Annotated in this window: 19 protein-coding genes; 8 read left to right on the top strand and 11 right to left on the bottom strand. The window is 57.0% G+C overall.

Going from position 1 to position 22,867, the window contains the following annotated elements; genetic code table 11:
• The first annotated feature begins 3 nt into the window (after positions 1-3).
• The gene (locus B5X72_RS11485) at positions 4-1,155 is read left to right on the top strand and encodes a PepSY-associated TM helix domain-containing protein (protein ID WP_079717050.1); all 1,152 of its coding nucleotides are present in this window, start codon (positions 4-6) and stop codon (positions 1,153-1,155) included.
• Positions 1,156-1,309: 154 nt separating this feature from the next.
• On the opposite strand, the gene B5X72_RS11480 is transcribed toward B5X72_RS11485, so the two are convergent.
• The 6 genes from B5X72_RS11480 to B5X72_RS11455 all read right to left on the bottom strand — a co-directional run bounded on the left by B5X72_RS11480 (position 1,310) and on the right by B5X72_RS11455 (position 14,538).
• The gene (locus B5X72_RS11480) at positions 1,310-2,503 is read right to left on the bottom strand and encodes an ATP-binding protein (RefSeq protein WP_079717049.1); all 1,194 of its coding nucleotides are present in this window, start codon (positions 2,501-2,503) and stop codon (positions 1,310-1,312) included.
• 199 nt (positions 2,504-2,702) lie between these two features.
• A complete protein-coding gene (locus tag B5X72_RS11475; protein WP_139378663.1) occupies positions 2,703-3,797 on the bottom strand; it encodes an endo-1,4-beta-xylanase in 1,095 nt (364 codons plus the stop codon).
• 32 nt (positions 3,798-3,829) lie between these two features.
• Positions 3,830-5,665 (bottom strand): glycoside hydrolase family 2 protein, encoded by a 1,836-nt coding sequence (locus tag B5X72_RS11470; RefSeq protein WP_079717048.1) that lies wholly within the window; start codon positions 5,663-5,665, stop codon positions 3,830-3,832.
• A gap of 39 nt (positions 5,666-5,704) precedes the next feature.
• Positions 5,705-7,327, bottom strand: coding sequence for a RagB/SusD family nutrient uptake outer membrane protein (locus B5X72_RS11465; RefSeq protein ID WP_245826926.1), 1,623 nt, complete (start codon positions 7,325-7,327; stop codon positions 5,705-5,707).
• 24 nt (positions 7,328-7,351) lie between these two features.
• Positions 7,352-10,345: a SusC/RagA family TonB-linked outer membrane protein gene (locus B5X72_RS11460; protein WP_176146178.1), complete on the bottom strand. Its 2,994-nt coding sequence runs from the start codon at positions 10,343-10,345 to the stop codon at positions 7,352-7,354.
• A gap of 113 nt (positions 10,346-10,458) precedes the next feature.
• Positions 10,459-14,538 carry a hybrid sensor histidine kinase/response regulator transcription factor gene (locus B5X72_RS11455; RefSeq protein WP_079717046.1) on the bottom strand — a complete coding sequence of 1,360 codons (4,080 nt, stop codon included), beginning with the start codon at positions 14,536-14,538 and terminating at the stop codon, positions 10,459-10,461.
• Between the two features lie 171 nt (positions 14,539-14,709).
• On the opposite strand from B5X72_RS11455, the gene B5X72_RS11450 reads away from it, so the two are divergent.
• The gene (locus tag B5X72_RS11450; RefSeq protein ID WP_176146177.1) at positions 14,710-15,699 is read left to right on the top strand and encodes an ATP-binding protein; all 990 of its coding nucleotides are present in this window, start codon (positions 14,710-14,712) and stop codon (positions 15,697-15,699) included.
• A gap of 70 nt (positions 15,700-15,769) precedes the next feature.
• Here the strand turns inward: B5X72_RS11450 and B5X72_RS20590 are convergent, their stop codons facing one another.
• Positions 15,770-16,132, bottom strand: a complete 363-nt coding sequence (locus B5X72_RS20590; RefSeq protein ID WP_139378662.1) for a hypothetical protein — start codon at positions 16,130-16,132, stop codon at positions 15,770-15,772.
• A 60-nt stretch (positions 16,133-16,192) separates the two neighbouring features.
• Here B5X72_RS20590 and B5X72_RS11440 point away from each other — a divergent pair, with 60 nt between their 5' ends.
• From B5X72_RS11440 to B5X72_RS11425, 5 genes are all read left to right on the top strand, one after another.
• Positions 16,193-16,960 (top strand): hypothetical protein, encoded by a 768-nt coding sequence (locus B5X72_RS11440; protein WP_079717043.1) that lies wholly within the window; start codon positions 16,193-16,195, stop codon positions 16,958-16,960.
• Positions 16,957-17,391, top strand: a complete 435-nt coding sequence (locus B5X72_RS11435; protein ID WP_245826925.1) for a DUF5675 family protein — start codon at positions 16,957-16,959, stop codon at positions 17,389-17,391. Before B5X72_RS11440 ends, B5X72_RS11435 begins: the two co-directional genes overlap by 4 nt.
• A 153-nt stretch (positions 17,392-17,544) precedes the next feature.
• On the top strand, positions 17,545-17,691 hold the full coding sequence (locus B5X72_RS20815; RefSeq protein ID WP_176146176.1) for a hypothetical protein: 147 nt from the start codon (positions 17,545-17,547) through the stop codon (positions 17,689-17,691).
• A complete protein-coding gene (locus B5X72_RS20810; RefSeq protein WP_176146175.1) occupies positions 17,681-17,851 on the top strand; it encodes a hypothetical protein in 171 nt (56 codons plus the stop codon). The genes B5X72_RS20815 and B5X72_RS20810 overlap by 11 nt, the downstream gene beginning before the upstream one ends.
• A 140-nt stretch (positions 17,852-17,991) precedes the next feature.
• A complete protein-coding gene (locus B5X72_RS11425; protein ID WP_079717041.1) occupies positions 17,992-19,200 on the top strand; it encodes an ATP-binding protein in 1,209 nt (402 codons plus the stop codon).
• Between the two features lie 8 nt (positions 19,201-19,208).
• On the opposite strand, the gene B5X72_RS11420 is transcribed toward B5X72_RS11425, so the two are convergent.
• Positions 19,209-19,403, bottom strand: coding sequence for a hypothetical protein (locus B5X72_RS11420; RefSeq protein WP_079717040.1), 195 nt, complete (start codon positions 19,401-19,403; stop codon positions 19,209-19,211).
• A 303-nt stretch (positions 19,404-19,706) separates the two neighbouring features.
• Here B5X72_RS11420 and B5X72_RS11415 point away from each other — a divergent pair, with 303 nt between their 5' ends.
• Positions 19,707-19,940 (top strand): hypothetical protein, encoded by a 234-nt coding sequence (locus tag B5X72_RS11415; RefSeq protein ID WP_079717039.1) that lies wholly within the window; start codon positions 19,707-19,709, stop codon positions 19,938-19,940.
• Positions 19,941-19,944: 4 nt separating this feature from the next.
• On the opposite strand, the gene B5X72_RS11410 is transcribed toward B5X72_RS11415, so the two are convergent.
• The 3 genes from B5X72_RS11410 to B5X72_RS11400 are packed head-to-tail and all read right to left on the bottom strand — an operon-like array spanning position 19,945 to position 22,843.
• A complete protein-coding gene (locus B5X72_RS11410) occupies positions 19,945-20,679 on the bottom strand; it encodes a LytR/AlgR family response regulator transcription factor (RefSeq protein ID WP_079717038.1) in 735 nt (244 codons plus the stop codon).
• Positions 20,672-21,748: a sensor histidine kinase gene (locus tag B5X72_RS11405; protein WP_079717037.1), complete on the bottom strand. Its 1,077-nt coding sequence runs from the start codon at positions 21,746-21,748 to the stop codon at positions 20,672-20,674. Before B5X72_RS11405 ends, B5X72_RS11410 begins: the two co-directional genes overlap by 8 nt.
• 12 nt (positions 21,749-21,760) lie before the next feature.
• Positions 21,761-22,843 (bottom strand): lysophospholipid acyltransferase family protein, encoded by a 1,083-nt coding sequence (locus B5X72_RS11400; protein ID WP_139378661.1) that lies wholly within the window; start codon positions 22,841-22,843, stop codon positions 21,761-21,763.
• Positions 22,844-22,867: the final 24 nt, after the last annotated feature.

Here is a 22,867-nt window from a genome sequence, read left to right as displayed (position 1 = left end):
ACAGTGTCCATCAAAAAAAGACTACTCCAGCTCAATGCATTTTTACACCGCTGGCTCGGATTGTTATCCGGGCTGGTGGTGTTTATCCTGGGCGTTACGGGTTGTATCCTCACGTTCCAGACGGAGCTGGAAGACCTCGTGGCGCCCTATCGGTTGGTGCAAGACCCCGTGGCGTACCACCGGTGCCCGAGCAGCGTTGTTGGCCCGCTGCTGGATTCGGTTGGCTCCGTGCAGTTGAAGACACTGAAATATCCCGGGCCGGGCCGGAGCATTACCGTAGGCTATGCGGACGGTGCAGGACAGGGCCATACCGCATACCTCCATCCCCGGGATGGGTCCATACTCCGGATCAACCGGGATGCCGTCGGTTTTTTCCCCGTGATGCTGCACCTCCATATCCGGCTGCTGTTGCCCGGCAAGCTTGGCCATGCCATCATCTCGTACGCCACGGTGATTTATATCCTGCTCCTTTTGGGCGGGCTTATCCTCTGGTGGCCCAAGAAGTGGCGCCGGAAGATCCTGCGCGATAGTTTGACCATCAGGTGGGGTGGAAGTGCCAAGCGGGTCAATTACGATCTGCACAACGTATTGGGTTTCTACACCTTTCTGCCCTCCATCATCCTGGCCGTCACGGGCATCTTCATCAGCCTGAGCTGGTTTACCAAGGGCGTCTACTGGCTGTCCAGCGGCGGCACACCGCTGCCCGAGCGGCGGCTTCCGCAGAGCGAAGTGATGGATGTGCCGGAGATACCGGCGCTGGCCGCCGTCGATTCGGTGTGGCACCTTTTGGGCCATGCAAAACACCGGACGGCGCATTCCTTGCAATTTGTGTTTCCGGAGCGGCCCACCGATGTGGTCACGGTGACGGATAACCCCTACCCGCGCACGGCCCACCTCGCCGTCATCCGGCATTTTGACCGCTACACATTCAAGCCCATACCGATGCCTCATTACTGGCAGAAAGACTACGAGCAGGCCAACCTCGGCGACAAGATAGGCCGCTACAACTTCGACGTGCACGTAGGCCGTATCGGCGGGATGCCGGGGAAAATCCTTGCCTTTGCCGTTTCGCTGGTTTGCGCTTCACTGCCCATTACGGGCTTTTTGATTTGGTACAAGCGCAATTTTGCGAAAAGAAAGAAGCGGCGGCTGTAGTATTTTACGATCAGTCGTCAAACCCCATCAGGATACCATCATACGCCGGCTTGCGCGTGTAAGCACTGTCAAAAGGCAAAGGCTGGGCATCCTGCTATCGTATCACTGCCCACCATGGCGGATTAACGTAAGGGCGATCGGCAGTACGTTTACATCAATAGAGCATCCCGAACAGCCAAAGCGGTATTTTATGGCCATTGCCCACCTCAATGTCGTCCGCAGCCACATATGCATTTGGCACGTCGGCGATTTGGCTGAAATTTTTCTTCGCACCACCTACCTCAAACACATACTGGCTGTCTACGATGAAGTCGCCCTTTTTGGCGAGGTCTACCCGTTGGCCAGCGTTGCGGAGCTGGTTTACAAAAAAGCTTTCGCGGATACTGCCTGCGTTTTTGGGCTGGGTAGAAAGCGCATAAAATAGATTGGGGTTGTCCAGCAGTAGCTTGCCGGGCTTTTCCAGCGGGCCAAGGCCCTTGCCTTCGAGATAAACCAGCTGGATCAATTTGGCCTTTTCCAGATAGTGCAGGTATTGGATCAGTGTTGTCCGACTCATTCCGATAGTCTTGGCGAGCTCCGAGATGTTGGGCTTAAAGGGTACTTGGGTAGCCAGGCTAGCCAATAGCTGGTTAATTTTGCGGGTCTGTTGCTTATCGATATCTTCGATGAAGGCCAGGTCATAAGCGATGGTCAGGTTTACCACATTGGCCAGTTGGAGGGGGTAGCCTGCCAAATCCTCTTTATAATAGGGATAGTATCCGTAGGCAAGGTACTGGCCGAATACTTTGACGGGCTTCAGGTCATTCAGTTCAACGGCCAGCGCTACGTGGTTTTCCAGCACGTCTTGCAAGGAGACCGCAGGCTGTTCAACCCCGTGTTCAAAGGAAAGAAACTCGCGGAACGAAAAGCCCGCAAGGTGATGGATGTGGGCACGTCTGCTCAGGTCGACCTCTAAGGAAAGCATCTCGATGATTGAAGATCCCGTGAACACCAGGTGGATATCCCGGTAAAAGTCGTACAGATTTTTAAGTTCACGGGCCCAGCCATCGTATTTATGTACCTCATCAACAAACAGGTACCTGCCGCCGGACTTGCGGAATGCTTCTGCCGTTTCCACGAGCGTATGATTGGTAAAATAGAGATCGTCCAAGCTGATGTACAGCTTTTCATCGTCAGCTACGTCGAGCATTTTCATGCGCTGAAGCATCAACGTCGTTTTGCCGGCACCCCGAGCCCCCAAAATACCGATCAGCCTGTTCTGCCAGTTGATGCGTTGGAGGAGCGACCGCTGGAAGCCCAGTTCGGTTTGTCGCAACAAAATAGCGGATTTTTCCTTGAGGATATCCATTTGTAAATTGTCTTTTAAGAAAGACAAAATTACCAAAAAATGTTTTCATATGAAGACATTTTGTTTAGTGTTGCCCTTTCCGGTAACGCCAGCCGCGGAAACCCCGGCATTTATGTCCGTGCACGGCTCATTCATTCGCTGTATGCGTCCCGGCCGCATACAGCTTTTCTTGAAGCACTCACGGTGGGAGGCCAAAAGATCAGTCGTCAAACCCTGCCAGGATACCGTCATACGCTGGTTTGCGTGCGTAAGCGCCGTCAAAAGGCAATGGCCAGTCCGGTCTGTTGTACGTGCCGGGTATCCAGCTGTCCGCATCGGTTACGTTCCATGTGGTGATACCGAAACGCTGCGCTTCGGGTAGGCCCGTAAACGTTGAGACAATGTGGTGATACGCCTGTTTCTGGCGTTCTGCGAGGTCGGCCGTAAAGGTGAGTTGCGGGTCATTGCCCGGGTTCATGGCGATGTCCAGCTCGGCAATGTGCACCAGCAGCCCTGTCGCTGCCGCGGTAGACTCGATGGCCGCGGTGTGGAAGTGATCTTCGCGGTTATACCGGGTGTGCATCTGCATCCCCACGCCATGGATAGGCACCCCGGCCGCTTTCAGGCCGTTTACCAGGTCAATGATGGCGTTGCGCTTGGTCGGGCCGTACTCGTTGCCATAGTCGTTGTAAAACAAGAGCGCATCGGGGTCAGCCTCATGGGCATACTCAAATGCGCGGCCGATGTATCCCGGCCCGAGTTTTTCAAGCCATATCGATTCGCGAAGGCCATGGCCATCGTTGTCCAGCGCTTCATTGACCACATCCCACGATCCCACGCGCCCCTTATAGCGGCCCACTACGGTCTGGATGTGCGTTTTAAACACCGCTTCCCAAGCTGCCGAGTCGCCTTCGAAATCGGCCAGCCAGTCCGGTATATTTTTGTACCAGATCAGCGTATGGCCATGCACCCGCATGCCATGCTCCTCTGCAAAGTCGACCAGGTAGTCGGCATCCGCCCAGTCAAACGCGCTGCTTTCGCGGCGCAGGAAGTGCAGTTTCATGGCATTTTCGGGCGTAAGGCTGTTGAACTCGCGGATCACCAGATCGCGGTAATTGGGGTTGTTTTTCAGCAAGCCTATGTTTACCGCCGCACCGAAGGGGTAGGGTGATAGCGATCTCAGCGCCGTATCAATGTTCGTTTCTACCGTATCCGTGTCGTTATCGTTGCTGCCCGGCATTACATGGATGTCTTTGGCACAGGCAAAAATCAGGAGTGACAGCCCCAGGAGGCCGTGCAGATAGCGTTCCATCATTGTTAAGTTAAATCGTTAAAAAAAATTGCTAGTTAGTATGCAGCTTCCATTTCATCGTAGAACGATTTGAGAATGAAAAATGCCTTTTTCTTATGCCCGGTGGGCGCGTATAATCCTTTTCGGTTCCAGAAGTCCTGGTAGACGGGGTGCTGGCGGCGCGGCGAGCGGAAGTCTACCAACACCCAGGGCGTCATGCCACGCAGGGTGGGAATGGCCCTGAGCATCTTCAGCTGGTTGATGTACAACGATTCCTGGTACTCCTCCGACCAGCGTGTATGACTATCACCGTGGAATCCAGCCAAAGCGCCGCCACCGAACTCACTGATGACGACCGGTTTGTCAAAGGCGATGTCAAAGGTGTAGTCGGCAATCCCATCGGGGGTACCACCCCAATACCAGCCGGCATACTCATTGAAGCTCACCAGGTCAATCAGCTCGCCCAGGGAGTCGTTGAGGATCACTGTTTTCCCTTCGCGGTGCACCTCCAGTGCGGCGGCCACCAAGCGGCTGTCATCGTGTGCACGCGCTTCGGCCACCAGGCGGCTCATAAAGGTGTAGCGGGCATCGCTCAGGGGTGTCTCATTGCCCACGGACCATACGATTACGCTTGCCCGGTTTTTGTCGCGCCGGATGAGGTCGGCCAGCTGCTGTGCCGCATTGGCGTAGGTATGCGGGTTTTCCCACGAGATGGTCCAGTACACCGGGATTTCGGCCCATACCAAAAGTCCCATTTCATCGGCCAGGCGCACCATTTTCTCGTTGTGCGGGTAGTGTGCCAGCCGCACATAGTTGCAGTTCAGGTCTTTTGCCCACTGCAGGAGCATGCGCATATCGCCTTCCGAGCGCAGCCTTCCGGGCAGCATGGGGTTTTCGTCATGCATGGATATCCCACGGAGGAAGATCGGTTTGCCGTTGAGCAGTATCTCATGGCCGCGGGTTTCGATGGTGCGAAACCCAATGCGGTCGGCCACCGTATCCTCGGCGGTAAGTATGCGCACGTCATACAGTTTGGGCGACTCCGGTTGCCACAGCTCCAGCTTGCGGGGTTTCCATCGAAACGCAGCGCGCCCGTCCGCATCGGTCTCCAGCACTTCCCGGATGCCCGCTTCGGCGATATCTACCGTCACCTGCACACCCGCCGCCGAGTCGCCCAGCTGTACGTAGCCCGCTATGGTTGCAGGGTCATTCCGGTCCAGCTGGATGCGGTAGTCGGCCACATACCGTTGTGCCACTTCGATGAGTGAGACATCCCGCGTGATCCCGCCGTAGTTCCACCAGTCGGTATTGACCGTCGGAATTTCGTCTTGCCTGCGGGAGTTGTCTACTTTGACCACCACCGTATTTTCGCCATCTTTCAGGCGGTCGGTCACGTCAAACTGGAAGGGCGTGAACCCACCTTTGTGCATCCCCACTTTCCGGCCATTGAGGTATACATGCGCTTCGTAGTTGACGGCGCCGAAATACAGGATGTACCGCTTATCGCCTGCCCGGTTGAGCGTAAACTTGCGCCGGTACCAGGTATTGCCTTCGTACAGCGCCAGCTCGGGCGCCTGCGAATTCCAATCGCCGGGCACCTGCAATGTGGGGGCGTGGTCAAACTCGTATTCCACCAGCTCTGTTTTGTCTTTCGGCAGCCGGTCGTCATAAAACCCGCCCCTGCCGGACGGCGAGTTTTCGAACGGCTCGCGGCGGTAATCGTAGTACCCCATTTCGTACGGGTCGATGATGTAATTCCAGTTGCCGTTGAGGCTGACTAGGTGGCGCCCCAGCGGATGCTGGATGATGTCGGACACCGCGGGCTGCCCGAGCGCTTTTAGCAAAGACAACAGTGAACAGAAAAGTAAGCAGCAGCAACGGAGATAACGCATGGGTGATTTTAATTTATTCGGTGTTAGCTATTTCGGTAATCAATATCCGGGGTTTTGATCCATCCGGCGTCCGGTATTGGCGTCTATCACGTAGCGCGGTATCGGCAGCAGCGTGTGGAAGTCCTGGATGTTGCTCGCAATGGGATTATACCGCCGGGTACGTTCCACCAGCGTGCCGGTGCGCACGAGCGTTTCGCGGCGGTGTTCTTCGGTGATCAGCTCGCGCGAGCGCTCATCGAGGATAAAGTCCAACGTCACCTCCCCTGCGCCGATGGGCGAGGCATTGGAGCGCTGGCGTACCCGGTTGATCCAGGTGGCGGCGTCCGCCGTCTTGCCGAGCGCCAGCTGTGCCTCTGCCAGCAGCAGGTAGGTCTCCGCCAGGCGCAGGTAAGGCTGGTCGTTGAATGAGTGCGTCGCATTCCACAGGTCGGGGTCGGTATAGGTCCAGTCCCACTTGCGCGTACTTGCCCACCGGTTGTTGTTGATGGCCATATCTTCCGGCGCCATGGTGGTTTCGATGGTTTCGCCGTCGTAGCCGGTGTACGCTTTGCGCACCGCAAATTCGCTGAAGCGGTCGTCCTGCGGCTCATAGATGGAAAATGCCCAGGCGGTGATGGCGAGGCGGCCGATGCCCCGTCCGCCGTTTTCGGGCGTATAAGGCGCATAGGCGCTGTAGTTTGGCGTCCAGGACCGCCGCATGGAGTTGGCGCGGGCACCGAGGTAGTCGATTACATCCGAGTTGGGAAACACCCAGAGCGCCTCGGTATTCCCTTGGCTGGGCAGCACATTGCCCTGATGGAACTGATCCATAAACGGCACGCCCGGCTCCTGCCGCCGCACGCCATAGCGCTCGGTGATGAGGGCATAGTTGGGGTTTTGGGCCACGCGCAGCGCCGCTTCCTCGGCCAGCGCCGGATTGCCCATCCAGAGGTGCAGCTCGGCCAGGTAATGCTGCGCCACTGCGCGCGGCAGCACCAGCACGTCGGTGGAGTGCTCCGGCAGGTGGGCTTCGGCAAACGTGAGGTCTTCCAGGATCTGCGCCTGGATTTCTTCCACGGAGTTGCGTTGCCAGTCGTTGCGGTAGGTGAGCCCATTGATCTCTTCCGTATTCAGCGGCACGGCGCCGAAGGTGAGGGCCAGGTGGCGGTAAGCCCAGGCGCGGATGAGCCGGGCATGCGCCACGATCACATTTTTGTTGGCCTCGGCTTGCTGCGGCGAAGCCCCCTGCCAGTCCACCGCCGCGTTTTCAGCCCGGGAGATGATCGTATTGGCCGAGCTGATGGCACGGTAGAGGATGAGGAAGAGGCCGTCGCGGCCTTCGGTATCGCGGTTGATGAGCTGCATTTCGGGGTTGAGGTCTACCGAATAGCGGCTCAGCCCGCGCGTCCAGGAGAGCTCGGTATTTGCCCATCCGTTATCCACGCCGATCTTCCATACGGTGCCCAGTTCGGCCGATTGGATCATGTCTGCCCGTTCCTGCCGGGGAAAATCCAGCAAGGCATTCACAGCCATCCGGAAGCCCGTGTAATCTACAAACAGATTTTCCGCATAAATGGCATCTTTGGGGTTTTCCCGCAGGAACTCCGCTTCGTTGCACCCGCCCAGCAGGGCTATGGAAGCCATCGCGGCGATCGAAAATTTTTTCATTTGCTTGAATATCATAAGGTTCAACTAATCAGTCATCATTTAAAATCCAAACCGCAGCCCAAGCAGGTACGTGCGCATCTGCGGCATTCCCCGCTGTCCGCTCAGCTCCGGATCCAACCCCTCCCAGTCGGTGATCGTCAGGAGGTTTTTCCCGTTGACGAACACTTCGAGGTTGTCCATCCCCCAGCGGTCGATTACCGTGGCCGGCAGGCGGTAGCGCAGGGTCACGTCATTCAGCCGGATAAAGCTGGCATCGTTTTGTTTGCCGAAGTAATTCACGCCAAACGGGTTGGCATCATCGCGGTTTGCCGGGAAGGTATTGATGGGGTTTTCGGGTGTCCAGAATTCGCGTTGCATCGTGCGGGTACGGCCATCGAAAAAGGTATTCATCATTTCGTTGAAGCGCGTCACGCCCTGCACCGTGCGGATGAAAAAACTCAGCGTAAAATTTTTATACTGGAAGGTATTGGTCAATCCTGCGATATACGAAGGCACGGTAGACCCGATGATGGTACGGTCATCGGCGTTGATGGTTCCGTCGCCATTGACATCCCGTATGCGCACATCGCCGGGCTTCGCATCCGGCTGCGCCGAATTGGCGAAGTCATCACCTTCCTGCCAGATGCCGTCAAACACATAGCTGAAGTTGACGCTGACGGGCTGGCCGATGAACCAGCGGTTGCCCACGTCATCGATGGCGTTGCCGGCAGCATCGTAGAGGCCTACATCCACGATTTTGTTTTTGTAGTGCGAGAGGTTCAAATCCACCGACCAGTTGAAGTCGCCGCGGGCTATGGGCGTGGCCGATAGCATGAGGTCGATGCCATTGTTGCTCGTGCTGCCGATATTCTGCGTAAGGCCGCGCGTGCCGTTTACCGGCGATATCAAGCGGTTGAGCAAGAGGTCGGAGGTTTTGGCCCGGTAGTAGTCGATGCTACCGGTCAGGCGGTTGTTCAGCACGCCGAAGTCCAGCCCGAAGTTTGCCTGCCGTGTGGTTTCCCAGCCGAGGGTCGGGTCGCCCAGCCGGGAGGGGTAGAAGCCTACGGCCGTCTGCTTATCCGTGGTGAGGTAGTGCTGGGGCTGCAGCTGCGGCAAGGTGGCATAGGGGCTGATCGCCTGGTTGCCATTTACGCCGTACGACACGCGCAGTTTAAGGCTGTTTATCCACGCCAGCGGGTCCAGGAAACGTTCTTGGTCGAGGTTCCAGCCGAGGGCCACCGAGGGGAACACGCCAAACTTGGCTTCCTCGCCGAAGGCCGAGTACCCATCGCGCCGGGCGGTGAGCGTGAGCAAGTAACGGCCCTGGTAGGCATAGTTCAGCCTGGCCATCTGCGATAGGTATTGCTGGGCATTGTATTGGTCGCTGGGCAGCCATACGGTAGCCAGCGCGTTCTGGTAGTAGCTCATGATATCGCTGGGGAATCCGTTGGCATTCAGGTCGTGGTTTTTATTCACCCGTTTCTGTGCCGAGTACAGCCCCGTGAACGACAGGTTATGGTCTCCGAAGGTGCGGTTGTAGTTGACAATATTTTCTACGATCCAATCTTCATTGGCCCAGTTGTCAATTTCGGACACCCCGCCCTGCTGGAGGCCACTGCGGGTATTGCGGCCATAGTAAGTTTCCACGCCGCGGTAGCGATACGTATAGCCCGTGTTGAGGCGGTATGACAGGCCCGGCACAAAGGGCACATCCACTTCCAGGAAATTGTTGGACAGGACCGAGCGCGTGCCATCTTCCTTCAGCACGTTGAATCCTTCCAGCGGATTGCTGAAAAACTCATCCTCCACCCAGGGGAATATCCGCAGGGAGGTGCCATCCTCCTGGTAGGGCAGCGTCAGCGGGTTCATGTCAAAAGCCCCGGAGAAGCTTGCCGGCATGTTGTTGCGGCTTATATGGCCGAGCTGCGTATTGGTGCCGATCTTGAGCCAGGGGGTGATGTCGGCATCGAGGTTTACCCGCACATTTACGCGCCTGAAGTCGTCGTTGATGGCGATGCCCTTCACTTGGTTGAACCCGCCGGACACGTAGTAGCGTACATTTTCCGCACCACCCGAAACGGACACGGCGTGCTGCTGGCGCGTACCCGTACGGGTGGCCAGCTCAATCCAGTCGGTATCCACGCCCTGGGCATAGGCATCTATCTCGGTGCGGGTGAGCGCCCCTTCGCCGTACCGGCCCACTTTGGTGCGGTAGAAGCTTTCGGCATCCATCATGTCCGGCAGGTGCGCAATATCGTCGAGCCCGAAATAGCCATCATAGCTAATCCGCGGCTTGCCGGTAGTCCCTTTCTTGGTGGTCACGAGGATGACCCCGTTGGCCGCGCGGGCGCCGTAGATTGCGGCGGCCGACGCATCCTTCAGCACATCGATGGACGCAATGTCGTTGGGGTTGATCTCCGAAAGCTGGTCGGTATAGGGGATGCCATCCACCACGATCAGGGGGGCGTTGCCCGCCGTGATGGAATTGCGGCCCCGTATCTGGATGTTGTTGCCGTTGCCCTCGGCGTTGGACGAGGTGGTGGAGATGTTCATGCCCGGTATGCGGCCCTGCAAGGACTGCGTGATGGTGGTCTGGGGCATGCTCTGCAGCTGCAGCCGCTCGGCGTTGAACGACACCACGGCCCCTGTGACGTCACTTTTCTTCTGCGTGCCGTAGCCGACGACGACCACTTCGTCCAGGCTGGTATTATCCGGAGCCATAGACACGTTTACGGTGGTCCTTCCGGCCAGGTCCACCTCCTGGCTGAGGTATCCGACATAGGAGAAGATAAGCACGGCATCTGCGGAGGGCACTTCTACGCGGTAGAGGCCCGCATCGTCCGTACTGGTACGTGCGCCGCCGCCCTTTACGGCCACGCTCACGCCGGCCAGCGCCTCACCGGACACGTCGTTTACCCGCCCGGTGACGGCAATTGCCTGCCCGAAGCCGAGGGCCGGCAGGCTCAGCAGCCCCACCAAAAACAAGCCGGCGAGGCGCACCTGCGCGGTCCGCGCAGCGCGATGAAATACATAAGAATACAAGTATGGTATCATACACATCATAATTGGTTAATGGATAACGTGGAGACAAAAGTAAACCGCCACCGCGGCATACCGGGGTGAAAAACCTCCTGAAATGGGGGTAAAAATGTATGGGGGGCCTTATCTCACGGGTTTTCAGCCAGGTCGGCGATAAAGTCAGAAGGCGAGACGCCGAATTGCTTGCGGAATTCCCTGCTGAAGTATTTGCGGTCGCTGAAGCCCACGGCAAAGGCCGTTTCGGCAATGTTGTGGTGTCCGTTGCGGAATCGTTCGGCCGCCTGCTGCAGGCGCACCGTTTTGATGAAGTTGGCGATGGACAGGCTGGTGACGGCGCGCATCTTGTCGTAGAGCACACTTTTGCTCATGCCCACTTCGCTGGCCAATTCGGGCACGCCGAAGGCGGGGTCGTCGAGGTGGGCATTAATGATGTCCAGCAGCCTGCGTATAAACTTTTCTTCGCTGGTAGCGGCGGTTACGCCCAGTGGGTCCAGCGTCAGCTGGGCGCTGTATTTGCGGCGCTGCGCGTCCTTTGCAGCGAGGAGGTTGCGGACCTGCAGCTCCAGCAGATCCGGGTTAAACGGCTTGGTGAGGTAGCCGTCGGCCCCGCTTTGCCAGCCTTCCAGCTGGTGTGCGTCCATCGTCCGCGCGGTCAGTAGGACCACCGGGATGTGGTCGGTTCGCGCATCCGTTTTGACCCGGTCGCAGAAGGCCAGCCCGTCCGTGCGGGGCATCATCACGTCGGTGACGATCAGGTCCGGCATATGGCCCATCACGGCCTCCCATCCCGCCTCGCCGTCCGGCGCGCATACCACACGGTACTGGCCGGACAGGATGCTGTGCAGAAACGCCCGCATGTCGGCATGGTCATCCACCACCAGTACGGTCTTACCGTGGCCGGCGGGAAGCTGCCCGGCAGGTTCGCCGGCATCGGGGCGGTCGTTGAGGTGGCTTTTTGCCGCTTCCACCAGCCCATCCGGCAGGCGGTTGGCATCCGTCACGAGGTGGCCGTTGACGGGCAGGCGCACGATGCATTCGGTGAAGCCGCCCCGCTGCTGTACGTCAATGGCGCCGTGGTGCAGCTCTACGATTTTCTTTGATAGTGCCAGTCCGATGCCCGTTCCCACCGCATGCCGTTCATTTTTCGGCGATTGCCAGAAGGGCTCAAACCACAGCTTGCGCTCGCCGTCGGTCACCGGCCGCCCCTGGTTTGCCACGGTCACTTCCACCCAATCCTTGCCCCGCACCCGCCTGCGGCCTACGCGTACGGCTATCTTACCGCCCGGGTTTACAAACTTGATGGCATTGTCCATCAGGTTGGAAAACACCTTTTCGAGCTGGTCGGCATCCGCCCAGCAGGCCAGCCCCGGGCAAGCATCCACCCATTCCACGGCTACCTGCTTGCTCTCGCAGAGCCCCACAAAAGCGCCGTACACCTCGCGCAGCAGGGCACTTACCGTTACCTCCGAATAGTACAGCTTCAACTTGCCGTTTTCGATCTTCCGGAAGTCCAGCAGTTCATTCACCAGCTTTTTGAGGCGGTGGGCATTGGTGCTCATCAGCTGCAGCTGCCCATCGACCTCCGGATTGCCCGCGCCGCGAGCGACCATGCGCTCCAGCGGAGCGGTGATCAGCGTCAGGGGCGTGCGTATTTCGTGCGATATGTAGGTAAAAAACTCCAGCTTCCGGTGTTCGTGGTGCAGGTCGCGCCTGAGCAGCTCCTTACTGCGGATATACCACAGCGTGGAGGAGGCTATGACAAGGAATCCGGTGCCGTAGAGCAGGTAAGCCCACCAGGTTTTCCAGAGCGGAGGCAGCACGGTGATGCCGATGCTGGCCGGCGCACTCCACACCCCGTCACTGTTTGCCGCCCTTACACGGAAGACATACGCGCCCGGCGCGAGGTTGGTATAGCTGGCCATCCGTTCCTGCCCCACCTCATGCCATACGGACGGTTCGTCCAGCCCCTCCAGCTGATAGGCGTAGGTGTTGTTTTCCGGATTGAGGTAGTTGATTCCCGCGTATTGGATGGCCATGTAATTCTGCTGGTGCGTAAGCGTGATGTGGTCTATCTCGGCGATGCTCTTTGTCAGGGGGCCTCCACCCTGTGGGTCTACCATGACGGGCTTATTTCGCACCAGCAGGTTGGTAAACACCAGCCGCGGGGGGTTGCTGTTGCGGTAAATGCGGTCTGGCGCGAAGTGCGTGAGCCCGTTTATTCCACCGAAATACAATTCGCCGTCGGCCGCCACAAACCCCGCATTGGGCAGGTACATGTCTCCCGCCAGCCCCTGCTGCGACGTATAGTGAGTCACCGAGAGATCTCCGGGAGCGAAGGGCGGGTCGAAGCGGTTGATCCGCACCTGAAAAAGGCCATCATCCGTGCTCACCCATAAGTGGCCGTCTCGGTCTTCAAGTATGGTGTGCACCACATCATCGGTAAGGCCGAGCGAATGGTCCAATGGATAAAAAGTACCCTGCCTGTGGTCAAAAAAGTACATGCCGCCACCCTCGGTGCCCACCCACAGGCGGCCATGCCTATCGCGGGTGATTGCATGGAAGTTGTTATTCTTCAGTGTGTTGCCTGCCTGCTTGTAAAAGCGCCTGCCCACGGTGCCACTGGAGCGATGGATATGATCCAGCCCGTTTTGCGTAGCCACCCACAGTCCGCCCTTGCCGTCTGCCAGCAGGGCATTCACAAAATTGTCCGACAGGCCGGAGCCGTCGGCGTGCCGCTGGAAGTGCCTGATGGCTTTTCCGTCATGGGGGATGAAGTACAAGCCATCGCCGTTGGCCCCCACCCACACGCCCTCGGGCAGGGGCAGGATGCAGTTGATGAGCCGTGCGCTGAGCTTTCCCTGGGAGATCTGCAGGGGAAACCATTCAAAACCGCCGGACTTTGGGTCGAAGGTAAACAAGCCATTCAACGTGCCCAGCCACAGCCGTCCGACATCGTCTTTTGCCAGGCTTTTGATGTGCTGGTTTGCCAGTCCGCGGCCGTCCCACGGCAGCTCATAGTGCCGTATTCTGCCCGTCCGGCGGTCCAGGTGGTGCAGGCCGCCGCCAAACGTAGCTACCCATAGGCCATCAGGCCCGTCGGGCACCATCGCATGCACGGTGCGGTGATGGAAACCCGCGTTGCTCCCTTCGCGCCCGCCGATGTGCTGGAAGTTTGCATTATTGGGCGTGAGGTAGCTGATTCCACCCGAAAACGTGCCCACCCAGAGGTTACCGTCGCGATCGCGCATCAGGCTCCATACGCTATTGTCGTAGAGCGAATGCGCATTTTCGGGGTCGTGGGTATAATTTGAAAACGCGCCCGTTTTGGGGTCAAGCACACTGATGCCGCCACGGGTACCCACCCATAGCCGGCCTGCGCCGTCAAAGAGCATATCGCGGATCATGTTGGATGTCAGGGCGCTGTTGTGTTCGTTGTAATCAACCACCACGTCATTTTGCGGCTGGAAATGCATGAGGCCATCCTCCTCCGTGCCTATCCACACGGTGCCATCGGCAGCTTCCCTGATCAGCAGCACCTTGGCATGCCGGAGCGCAGGGTGGTGCCGGAGTGCGGGCGGCAGCGGCAGCTCGCGCCGGCTTGCCGGGTCAAAGAGGCGCACACCGTGTGTGGTACCCACCCACAGGCGATGTTTCCGATCCACGATCAGGCCGTACGCTGTGCCTTCAAACAGGGGTTTTCCGCGCAGGCGGTAGGCCACGTCGTCCACGGCAAAGACCCCCGCGAAGGTAGACGCCCAGAAGTTTCCCGCGGCGTCTTCGACGATTCCGGAGATAAAGTTTTTGCCACCTTTCAGGTGGGTCTCACCGATGTAGGCAAACGATTCAGTCGTGGGATGATACACATTGAGTCCATTGGCCGTGGCCACCCACAGCCTGCCCTGGCGGTCTTCGTGCAGCGCGGTCACCCGCCCGCGGCTGATGGTGCTGTCGGGTCCTTCGCCATTGCGGAAGTTCTTGAACGTATAGCCATCGTACCGCGTGAGGCCCTTCCAGTTGCCGATCCAGATAAACCCTTTGCGGTCCTGCAGCATGGCGGAGACGGGGCTTTGCACCAATCCGTCGGTGAAAGACAGGTGCCTGAACACCGGCGGGTCGGGCAGTCCGCCAACGGCCGCGGTTGTACCAGCCTGCAGGCCTGCCGCACACAGGAAGCACCAACACAGCAACAATAATCGGGCAGTCATCATAATCAAGGCCTCTCCTTTAGCCAGGGGGTAACATGGCTTTATCGTACAAAGGTAGCTATTGGGTCGCTTCCGGCCAAGCGCGGGCGTTGTAATAGTTTTGTAACACGCACATCACGAGGTCTCGACTCAACAACGCATTTTGCTGTTTTAAGTTACGATTTATTTGTTATTTTGCTGTTTGAAAACAGCATTTCAGCGGATGTCGCGGATACCTTTTGGCAGCTTGGTGGAAAAGTATTGTACATTGATGAGGTGCATAAGTATCCGGAGTGGGCGAGGGAAATAAAAAACATTTACGATTTCAACCGGGATATCCGGTTGATATTCACGGGTTCGTCCGTGACGGATTTGCTCAGGCAGACGGGCGACCTGAGCCGCAGGGCCGCCTTGTACGAACTTCCCGGCTTGTCCTACCGCGAATATCTTTATTTTGCCGGCATTGCGCAGTTAGCACCCGTTACATTAGAAGACATCCTTGCCAAACACCTATCCATAGCGGGAGACATCACGGCCACCTTGCGTCCGTTAAAGGCATTTGCGGATTACCTCAACCATGGCTATTATCCCTTTTTTAAGGAAGGGTTGCGACAATTTCCGTTCAAGCTGGAAAACGTGGTCAAGATGATTATCGAAACCGACCTCCAGCATATCGAAGGGTTTGATCCACACAATGTGCGAAAGATGTACCAATTGCTGTATATCTTGGCCACCAATGTTCCGTTTAAACCCAATATCAGTAAACTTAGCGAAAAAACAGGTATCCATCGGAATACCCTTATCCAGTACCTGCAGCACTTGGAGCGGGCTCGGCTTATTCACGCGTTATATGCCGCCGGCCGGAGTATCAGCACGTTGCAGAAGCCCGAAAAAATCTACCTGGAAAACGCCAACCTCCATTTTGCGTTGGCTCCGCAGCATGTGGATAAAGGGAGCCTTCGCGAAGCCTTTTTCGTAAACCAGCTGCGGCATGCACGCCACCGTGTGTCACTTCCCGCCAAAGGAGATTTTCTTGTGGACGAACGATGGACTTTTGAAGTAGGCGGCAAGAACAAAACCATGGATCAGCTTGCTGGTGTGCAGGATGCTTATATAGCTGCGGATGATATGGAGAGCGGGGTACTGCGCAAGATTCCGCTATGGCTTTTCGGGTTTTTGTACTGACTGCCAGCTGACAGCTGCAGCTTAAGCCAGCCGGTTCAATACAGCAGCGTTGGTAGCCGTATCCGGATAGTCAAGGCATAATGCCGGCATTAACGCCCACCGTCAAACCAGGTTTACGGTTTTCAATTGCTATTTTTGCAGTCTCCCCTTTGCCTATCCCGGCGGTCTCCCTGCATGCGTCTCTCCCGACACGTTGCCGACGGTTTCCCGTTGTGGTGCCGTCTTTCGGTGTTTTTGCCGGGGCAGGGTGGGGTATCGCCGGGATATCACCGGGATGACACACGGGTGTGGGGTAAGGGGAGGTGGGATCGCGCACGGACCGGCGGAGGATGCCGGGTAGCCCTGCCCGCGCCGGTTGCCCACAGCGGCCCGGCAAAAACGTCGTTTCACGCCAAAAGCGGCATCCCGCGACATTTGCGTCATTACGCGCCATCCGCGACAGCGGCCGGTGTGCCCCTCCCGATCTTTGTGCTGTTGTTCAAATGATCGTATCATGGCACAACAGGAAAGTATCATTAAATTAAAAGGAAGGATCGGGGATCTGACCTTTTACGAAACCAAAGACGGGTACCAGGCACGGCAAGTCAAGGGGGTGAGCCCCCAGCGTATTGCCACGGACCCCAACTATCAGCGTACACGGGAAAACAACGCTGAATTTGCCACGGGTGCGGCGGCCGCCAAACGGCTGCGCGACACGTTGCGGCCGATGATCCTGCTCACCTATGATCCCAAGATGCCGGCGCGGCTTTTCAGCCGGGTGATGCGGGTGGTCAAGGCCGATTCGGTGAGCGACCGCGGTGAGCGGCAGGTGCTGCCGGGCAACCTGGGGTTGCTCAGCCAGTTCGGGTTCAACGTGGGCGCATCGCTGACCAGTACGCTCTTCGTGGTGCCCGAGTGCACGGTAGACCGGGAGGCGGGCAGCGTGACGCTCAACATCCCGTCGTTGGTTCCGTCGCTTACCATCGGGGCACCCAAAGGAGCCACGCACTTCCAGTTCAATTTCGGTGCGGCCGTCATTGATTTCGACACGGAAGGCGAAGGCAACGGATCGGCCATCGCCATGGCCGAAAGCGGGACCGGCCTGCTGAACGTCGAGACCTTTGCACCTACGACGCTCACGGCGGCAATCCCGGCGGCGAGCGAGCTGCCGCTGTTTGTCCTGTTCGGCATTTCCTTTTATCAGGAGGTAAACGGCAAGCTGTATCCGCTCAACAATGGGGCGTACAATCCCGTTGACATCATCCGGATCGACGTGGTATGATGGAGCTGCATCTCAAGCGCCGCTACTACCCGGAGGGTACCAACGGCGAGATCAGCTATCAACACCGCGCAGTATGCGCCTGCATCGAGCTGCCCTGGCGCGGCAACCGCCGGTTTATCAGCTGCATCCCGGAGGGCCGCTACCGCCTGGTGAAGCGCATGCACAGCCGTTGGGGCGAGCAGTTGGCCGTGGCCAACGTGCCGGGGCGTGAGGGCATCCTTATCCACCCGGCCAACGATGCGCTTACCCAACTGCAGGGGTGCATTGCGCCGGTTACCAAGTGTACCGCGCCGGGCGCGGGCCAGTACAGCCGGGTGGCACTGGACCGGCTGAAGGACCTCGTCTATCCGGTACTGGATGCCGGCGAGGAAGTGTGGCTGGTGATCGTGGCAGCGTCGGTGGTAGGAGGACAGGTGACCGGTAATCCGTGAATCGTGATGAAAAACAACGAAAAGGCATCCGCCCCTCGGGGAGCGGCGGATGCCACGCCCGTCCGGGCGACAGCCGGACAACCGGCCGTACCGTGGTGGGTATCGCTTCGGCAGGGGCTGCAGCTGGCCAGTCAGCTGGTTGTCGCCTCGCCGGTGCGGCTACCGTCCAAGGTAGTGACCGCGGCCAAGTACGTGAGCCTGGCGTTGGGTCTTTGGGAAAGCTTCGACCTGCAGCCCGATGCGCCACCTGGTGTGGCGGCCAAGGAAGACGGCGAAGCGGAGGCTCCCGATGCGCCATGACCTCAGGCTGGGCACGGCCGCAGGCACGCTGCTGAGCGCCCTGCCCCACATCGGCACCGATGAGCTGCTGAAGACCGCCATCCTTGCCGCCGTGGGCGCCACGGCCAGCTTCGTGATGAGCCTCGTGCTCCATCGGCTGCGCCGATCGCGCCGCCGGTAAACCAAGCCGCTCCCAATTCGCCGGGGGCGGCTTTTATCATTGGCCTGCATCATGTTTATAATTTAAGGAAATGATAGGAAAAGTTATAATTGTGATTATAACTTTTGTATATTTGTTAAGCATTTAAAACATATTTACATATGAATGTTCCGGCCAATATCATTTCCAGAGATCATTACCTTCAGCAAATACTGCCATTTGCGCGAAAAAACCTGATCAAGGTTTTAAGCGGCCAGCGCCGGGTAGGTAAGAGCTACCTGCTCTTTCAATTGATGCAGCATATTCAACAAGAAGAGCCATCCGCATCCATTATTTACATCAATAAGGAAGACCTACGATTTGATGCTATTCGCAATGCGAATGACTTAAATGAATTTGTGACTGCGCGTTTGCGTGAAGGGCAGCGCAATTACATTTTCATAGATGAAATACAGGATATAGAAGATTTTGAAAAAGCATTGCGTTCGCTTTTGCTTAATCCAGCGAACGACCTTTACATCACGGGTAGCAATGCGACCATGCTGTCCGGAGAACTCGCTACCTATTTAAGTGGCCGCTATATTGAGTTTACGATATATAGCTTATCCTATGTGGAGTTTCTGCATTTTCATGGGTTGCCGGATGACGATGTGAATTTCGAACTGTACTTACGCTACGGCGGGTTGCCCTACCTGGTGAACCTTCCACTGGCAGAGCACGCATTCGAATATATTAAAGGAGTTTATTCCACTATTGTGTATCGTGATGTGGTAAGCCGTTTCAATGTCCGCAATACCCAATTTCTGGAGAAGCTAATCCAGTTTCTTGCTGATCAGACCGGCAGCCTGTTTTCTGCCAAACGTATCAGTGATTTTCTCAAATCACAACGGGTTAACCTGGCACCTAATCAAATACAGCAATATGTTTCCTACCTGGTCAGTGCATTTGTCATCCATGAAGTGGGGCGGTATGACCTGATTGGCAAGCGCATTTTTGAGATAGGCCATAAGTACTATTTTGAAAATACGGGCATACGCAATGTAATAAGTGGCTATACTGCCGCGGATCGGGGCAAGCTGCTGGAAAATGTGGTTTACAATCACCTGGCGTTTTGTGGCTATTCAGTAAAGGTAGGAGTCCTACAAGCTTTGGAGATAGATTTTATAGGCGAGCGCCGTGGCGAAAAAGTTTACGTCCAGGTGGCGTTAAACCTCCATGAGCCGGATACGATAACGCGTGAATTTGGCAACTTGCTCAAAATAGAAGACAACTATCCTAAATACGTTGTATCCACCGAGTCTTTTTCGGGAAACACGTACCAAGGAATTATCCATCTTACGGTCAGGGAGTTTTTAACCGGCTTCCATTGAGCTGGCCGCTAATCCACCACCCGCATCACCTCTTCCACATCCAAGCCCATGTAATCCGCAAATTCCTGTATGGATATCGGCTGGTGCGGCAGTTTGCCCAGCACGAAATGAATGTCTTTGAGCAGCCGCTGCGATGCGCGGATGCTCTTGCCCGTGATGATGCTCACATCGTGGGGCAGGATGATGAGCCGTTTTTTCTTCATAATAGATAGGTCATAGTTCGATCGGTTTGGTGCCGCGGGCGATAATTTCGTATCTTAGCGACGAGTTAGGTTAGTTTTTCAGGTATACATTTAAAAACGAACGGTTTGATCAGATAAGTATTGAATTGACATATCATTAACTATAGCGACAGCTATTTTTTCCGCAACCAAATACTACCAAATTGCGAACAACACGGAAGAAAATCTGCTGGACGCCCGGTTATGCGGGCGCCGGACTTTCTGTGTTGGCCGTTGGTAGCGGTCGGTTGCGGGAGTTTGGTTGCCCGCAGCTGTTTTATAACCATGGCCGAATCCCTTTCCCTTACCGACATTCTTCATCTCCCCATTGCCGGCATGCCCGGCTGGAGCAACACATTCCGTGCACGTTGCCGGGCGTGCCGTTTCACCACGCTGCAGGACATCGTTTCACTGGGTGCAGCCGAGGTTTCCCGAATCAAATACCTCGGGCCTGACTGTTTCCGTGAATTGGTGGATTTCCTGGATGAACGGGAGCTGTTGCTACTACTGCCGCGCTGACGGCTTATAACCGCTTGCTCTGTTTTATTCCGACCATCCGCATTTTCAGTTGTGCTTTGTATGTGCGGCCGATGGGGAGCACCTCTTTGACGTGATGCAGTTTCACCTCGCGGGCGGTAAAGGCTGCAATGAGGTGCAAAGGTACGACGTAGCTTTTGTGTATCTGCAGGAAACGCAGCTGCGGCAGTTGCTTTACCACTTCCTGCAGCGGTTTACGGAGCAGCAGGATATCTTCTCCCAGCAGGTGTACGTGCGTGTAGTTTCTTGCCGATTCGAGGTAGCGTATATCGCTGTAGTACACCTTTACGCCCCCGCCATGTTGTTCGAAAACGGCGTAGTCGTCCAGTTGGTCATTGTTCAGGCTGCTGCCATTCAGCCTGCGCCAGGTTTTCCGGACCGCTTCTTTGAACAGCCCGTAGGAGAGCGGCTTGGTGAGGTAGTCTACCACGTCCAGCCGGTAGCCTTTTGTGGCATAGCTTGCCGAGTTGTGGGCCGTGACGAGGATTACAAGCGGTTGCCGTGGCAGGGATTCGATCATATCGAGGCTATCCATGTCGGGCAGCTTAATGTCTGTGATGAGCAGGTGCGCATCATGGTTCAGCAAGAAGTGCTGCGTATCCAGCGCTCTATCAAATGTCGCTACACATTCTGCGTTTTCGGTTTCGTCTACATACTTACCGAGCAGGCCTGCGGCGGTGGGGTCATCCTCCAGGATGACACAACGGATAGAATTAATCATAGGTGGTGTAGTTTATGGTTAAACGGATGGTGTATTGCTGTTCGTTTTCATCACGTTCCAGCGTGTGGTGGCAGCCGTCCAGCAGCAGCAGACTCTGCCGGACCAACTGCAGCCCCCGGCCGGTGGTGGGTTTGTCTGTAGCATGCGGCCGTTTCCAGTTGGTACAGGTAAAGACCAGCCTGCCGGGCGTGAAGGCGATGTCGGCAAGAATGGGGTGGGCGGCGTCTACCCAACCGTGCGTATCGGCATTTTCCAGCAACGTGCTCAGCACCAGCGGGGCGATGATGTGCTCACGGGGTTCGCCTGATTTCCGGAGCTGAATAACGGGGCGATCGTTGTAGCGGCGTTTTATCGATTGGGCCATCTCTTCCAGCTGTTTCAGTGCACGGCTTGCATGGACCAGGGGAATGGGTTTATCCATCGCTTCCGCGATGAAGTCCCACGTCCGGGCAATGTAATTGATCTGTTCAGGTATATACGCATCGTTTAATTTCTCGGCGCGGCCTAATATATCGTGCAGCAGATGCCGGATGAAGTGAGACTGCGCGCTGTGCAGTACCTGATTCGCTTTCACGGTCGCGATTGCCTTTTCATGCAGGGCTGCGGCGCGTTCCATTTCGTGGGTTCTCCGGCTTTTCAGCAGCAGCATGTAGAAAAACGAATAGATGAGCGTACCCATAAAAACCGTGGTGTAGGCCGAGATGGTCTTTCCCAGGAACTCGTCCCAGCGGAAGGGTACATGCGGTTTGTGAAGCCGGAGGCCCACGGCAGGGAGCACGAGGTAGACCGCGGCAAGGCCTAGGAGCGGAAAACCTGCGGTGAGCGCGATGGCCCAAACCACCCCTTTGCGGCGCGATTCGGGGTGTATGCACCACCGGGCGACCTGTGCGAAGAGCAGGCATGCCCCGCAGATGGATGCATTGATGGCCAGCCATGCCCAACCACCCCCCTTGCCAAAGCGTGCCCAGTTGGTGAGGTGTCCGGCCAGGCAGTAGGCCATTGCCGCGGTGATGAGCATCCACACGGGGATATCCATCACCCGTTTGCTGAGCATGGTTTTCCAGTTCATCGTTGACGCTATTTAGGAGGTATGAATATCGGAAAAAAAGTGAATATTGTAGCTCCCCCAATATTGGCGGTACAGTTTCCAGGGCACGGGGTAGGTACAATACGAGGGAAGGTGCAGCAGGCAGGCGCGGTTTCCGGCCCGGTAGGTGGCCCACAGGTGCAGGTCGTCCAGATCAGGTGCCGGGTGCGGTTCGGGATCGAGGATAAGCTGGTTGTGTATGTTGAGCCAGCCTTCCCATTGCTCCGGTTGCCGGGCTACAAACGTGGCCAGCTGTGCGTAGAGGGTACGCGTGGCGCGGTCGGCAAAGTCGTGTTGCGCCTCGTTGGGCAGTGGCAGTAGGGACGGCAGGTGATGATAGGCGATGGAATGGCCGTACCGGAAGTGTTTATCGGGGGTACGCTCGCACAGTACGGGATGGATGGGTAGGCCGAGGCGGTGAGCCAGGGCCGCCATTCCCTTTCGCACGGCCATGCGTTGCAGGCCGAAGTCTACTTGGAGCAGGTTGCGGCAGGCCTCGCCGGCCACGGTGGTGCCGGTATTGCCATCTATGTACACCAATAGGCTGCGGCCCTGTTTTGTCGCGCGGGCCATCCGGATGAGTGCTTGGGGCTGCTCTGCATCAATGAGCTCCATGTCTAAGGTTATGCCCGCCTGTTGGGCCAGCGCGGCGTAGAGCGCCTGCATGGCCCGCTGCTCCTGCCGGTAGGCCCCGTTTGCCACGAGCAGGCTGAACGGTACACCCGCCCTCGCCAGGAGGTAGTTGATGAGGCGGTATGAACCGGTGTGGTAGGTACAGACGATGGCGGGGCAATGCCGCAGCCGGGCAGCCCACAGGTTGTCCCAGCCGCTGATGGTTAGTATATGCTCATACGGCGCATGTTCTACATCGATGAAGCTGAGCCGCCTGTTGGCATGCAGCTTGCGGAAGATTTCCGGATAGGCTTTTTTGGGTAGGAGGGGTACGATGTTGTGCAGGTTTGCGCTGAAGAACGCAAACTGGCGTTCGATGCGCTGCGAAGCCCTGCGGATGTCGAAGGTTTGGTACGATTGGATAATGTGCCGGCGCTGGGCCAGGATGGAATCTAATGTTTTCATCGGTGTTTTTTTGAGTAAGGTGTA

The sequence above is a fragment of the Parapedobacter luteus genome, assembly GCF_900168055.1.
Lineage (GTDB): Bacteria > Bacteroidota > Bacteroidia > Sphingobacteriales > Sphingobacteriaceae > Parapedobacter > Parapedobacter luteus.
Note: the sequence above shows the minus strand (reverse complement) of the source record. Positions and strands in the feature narration are given on the sequence as shown.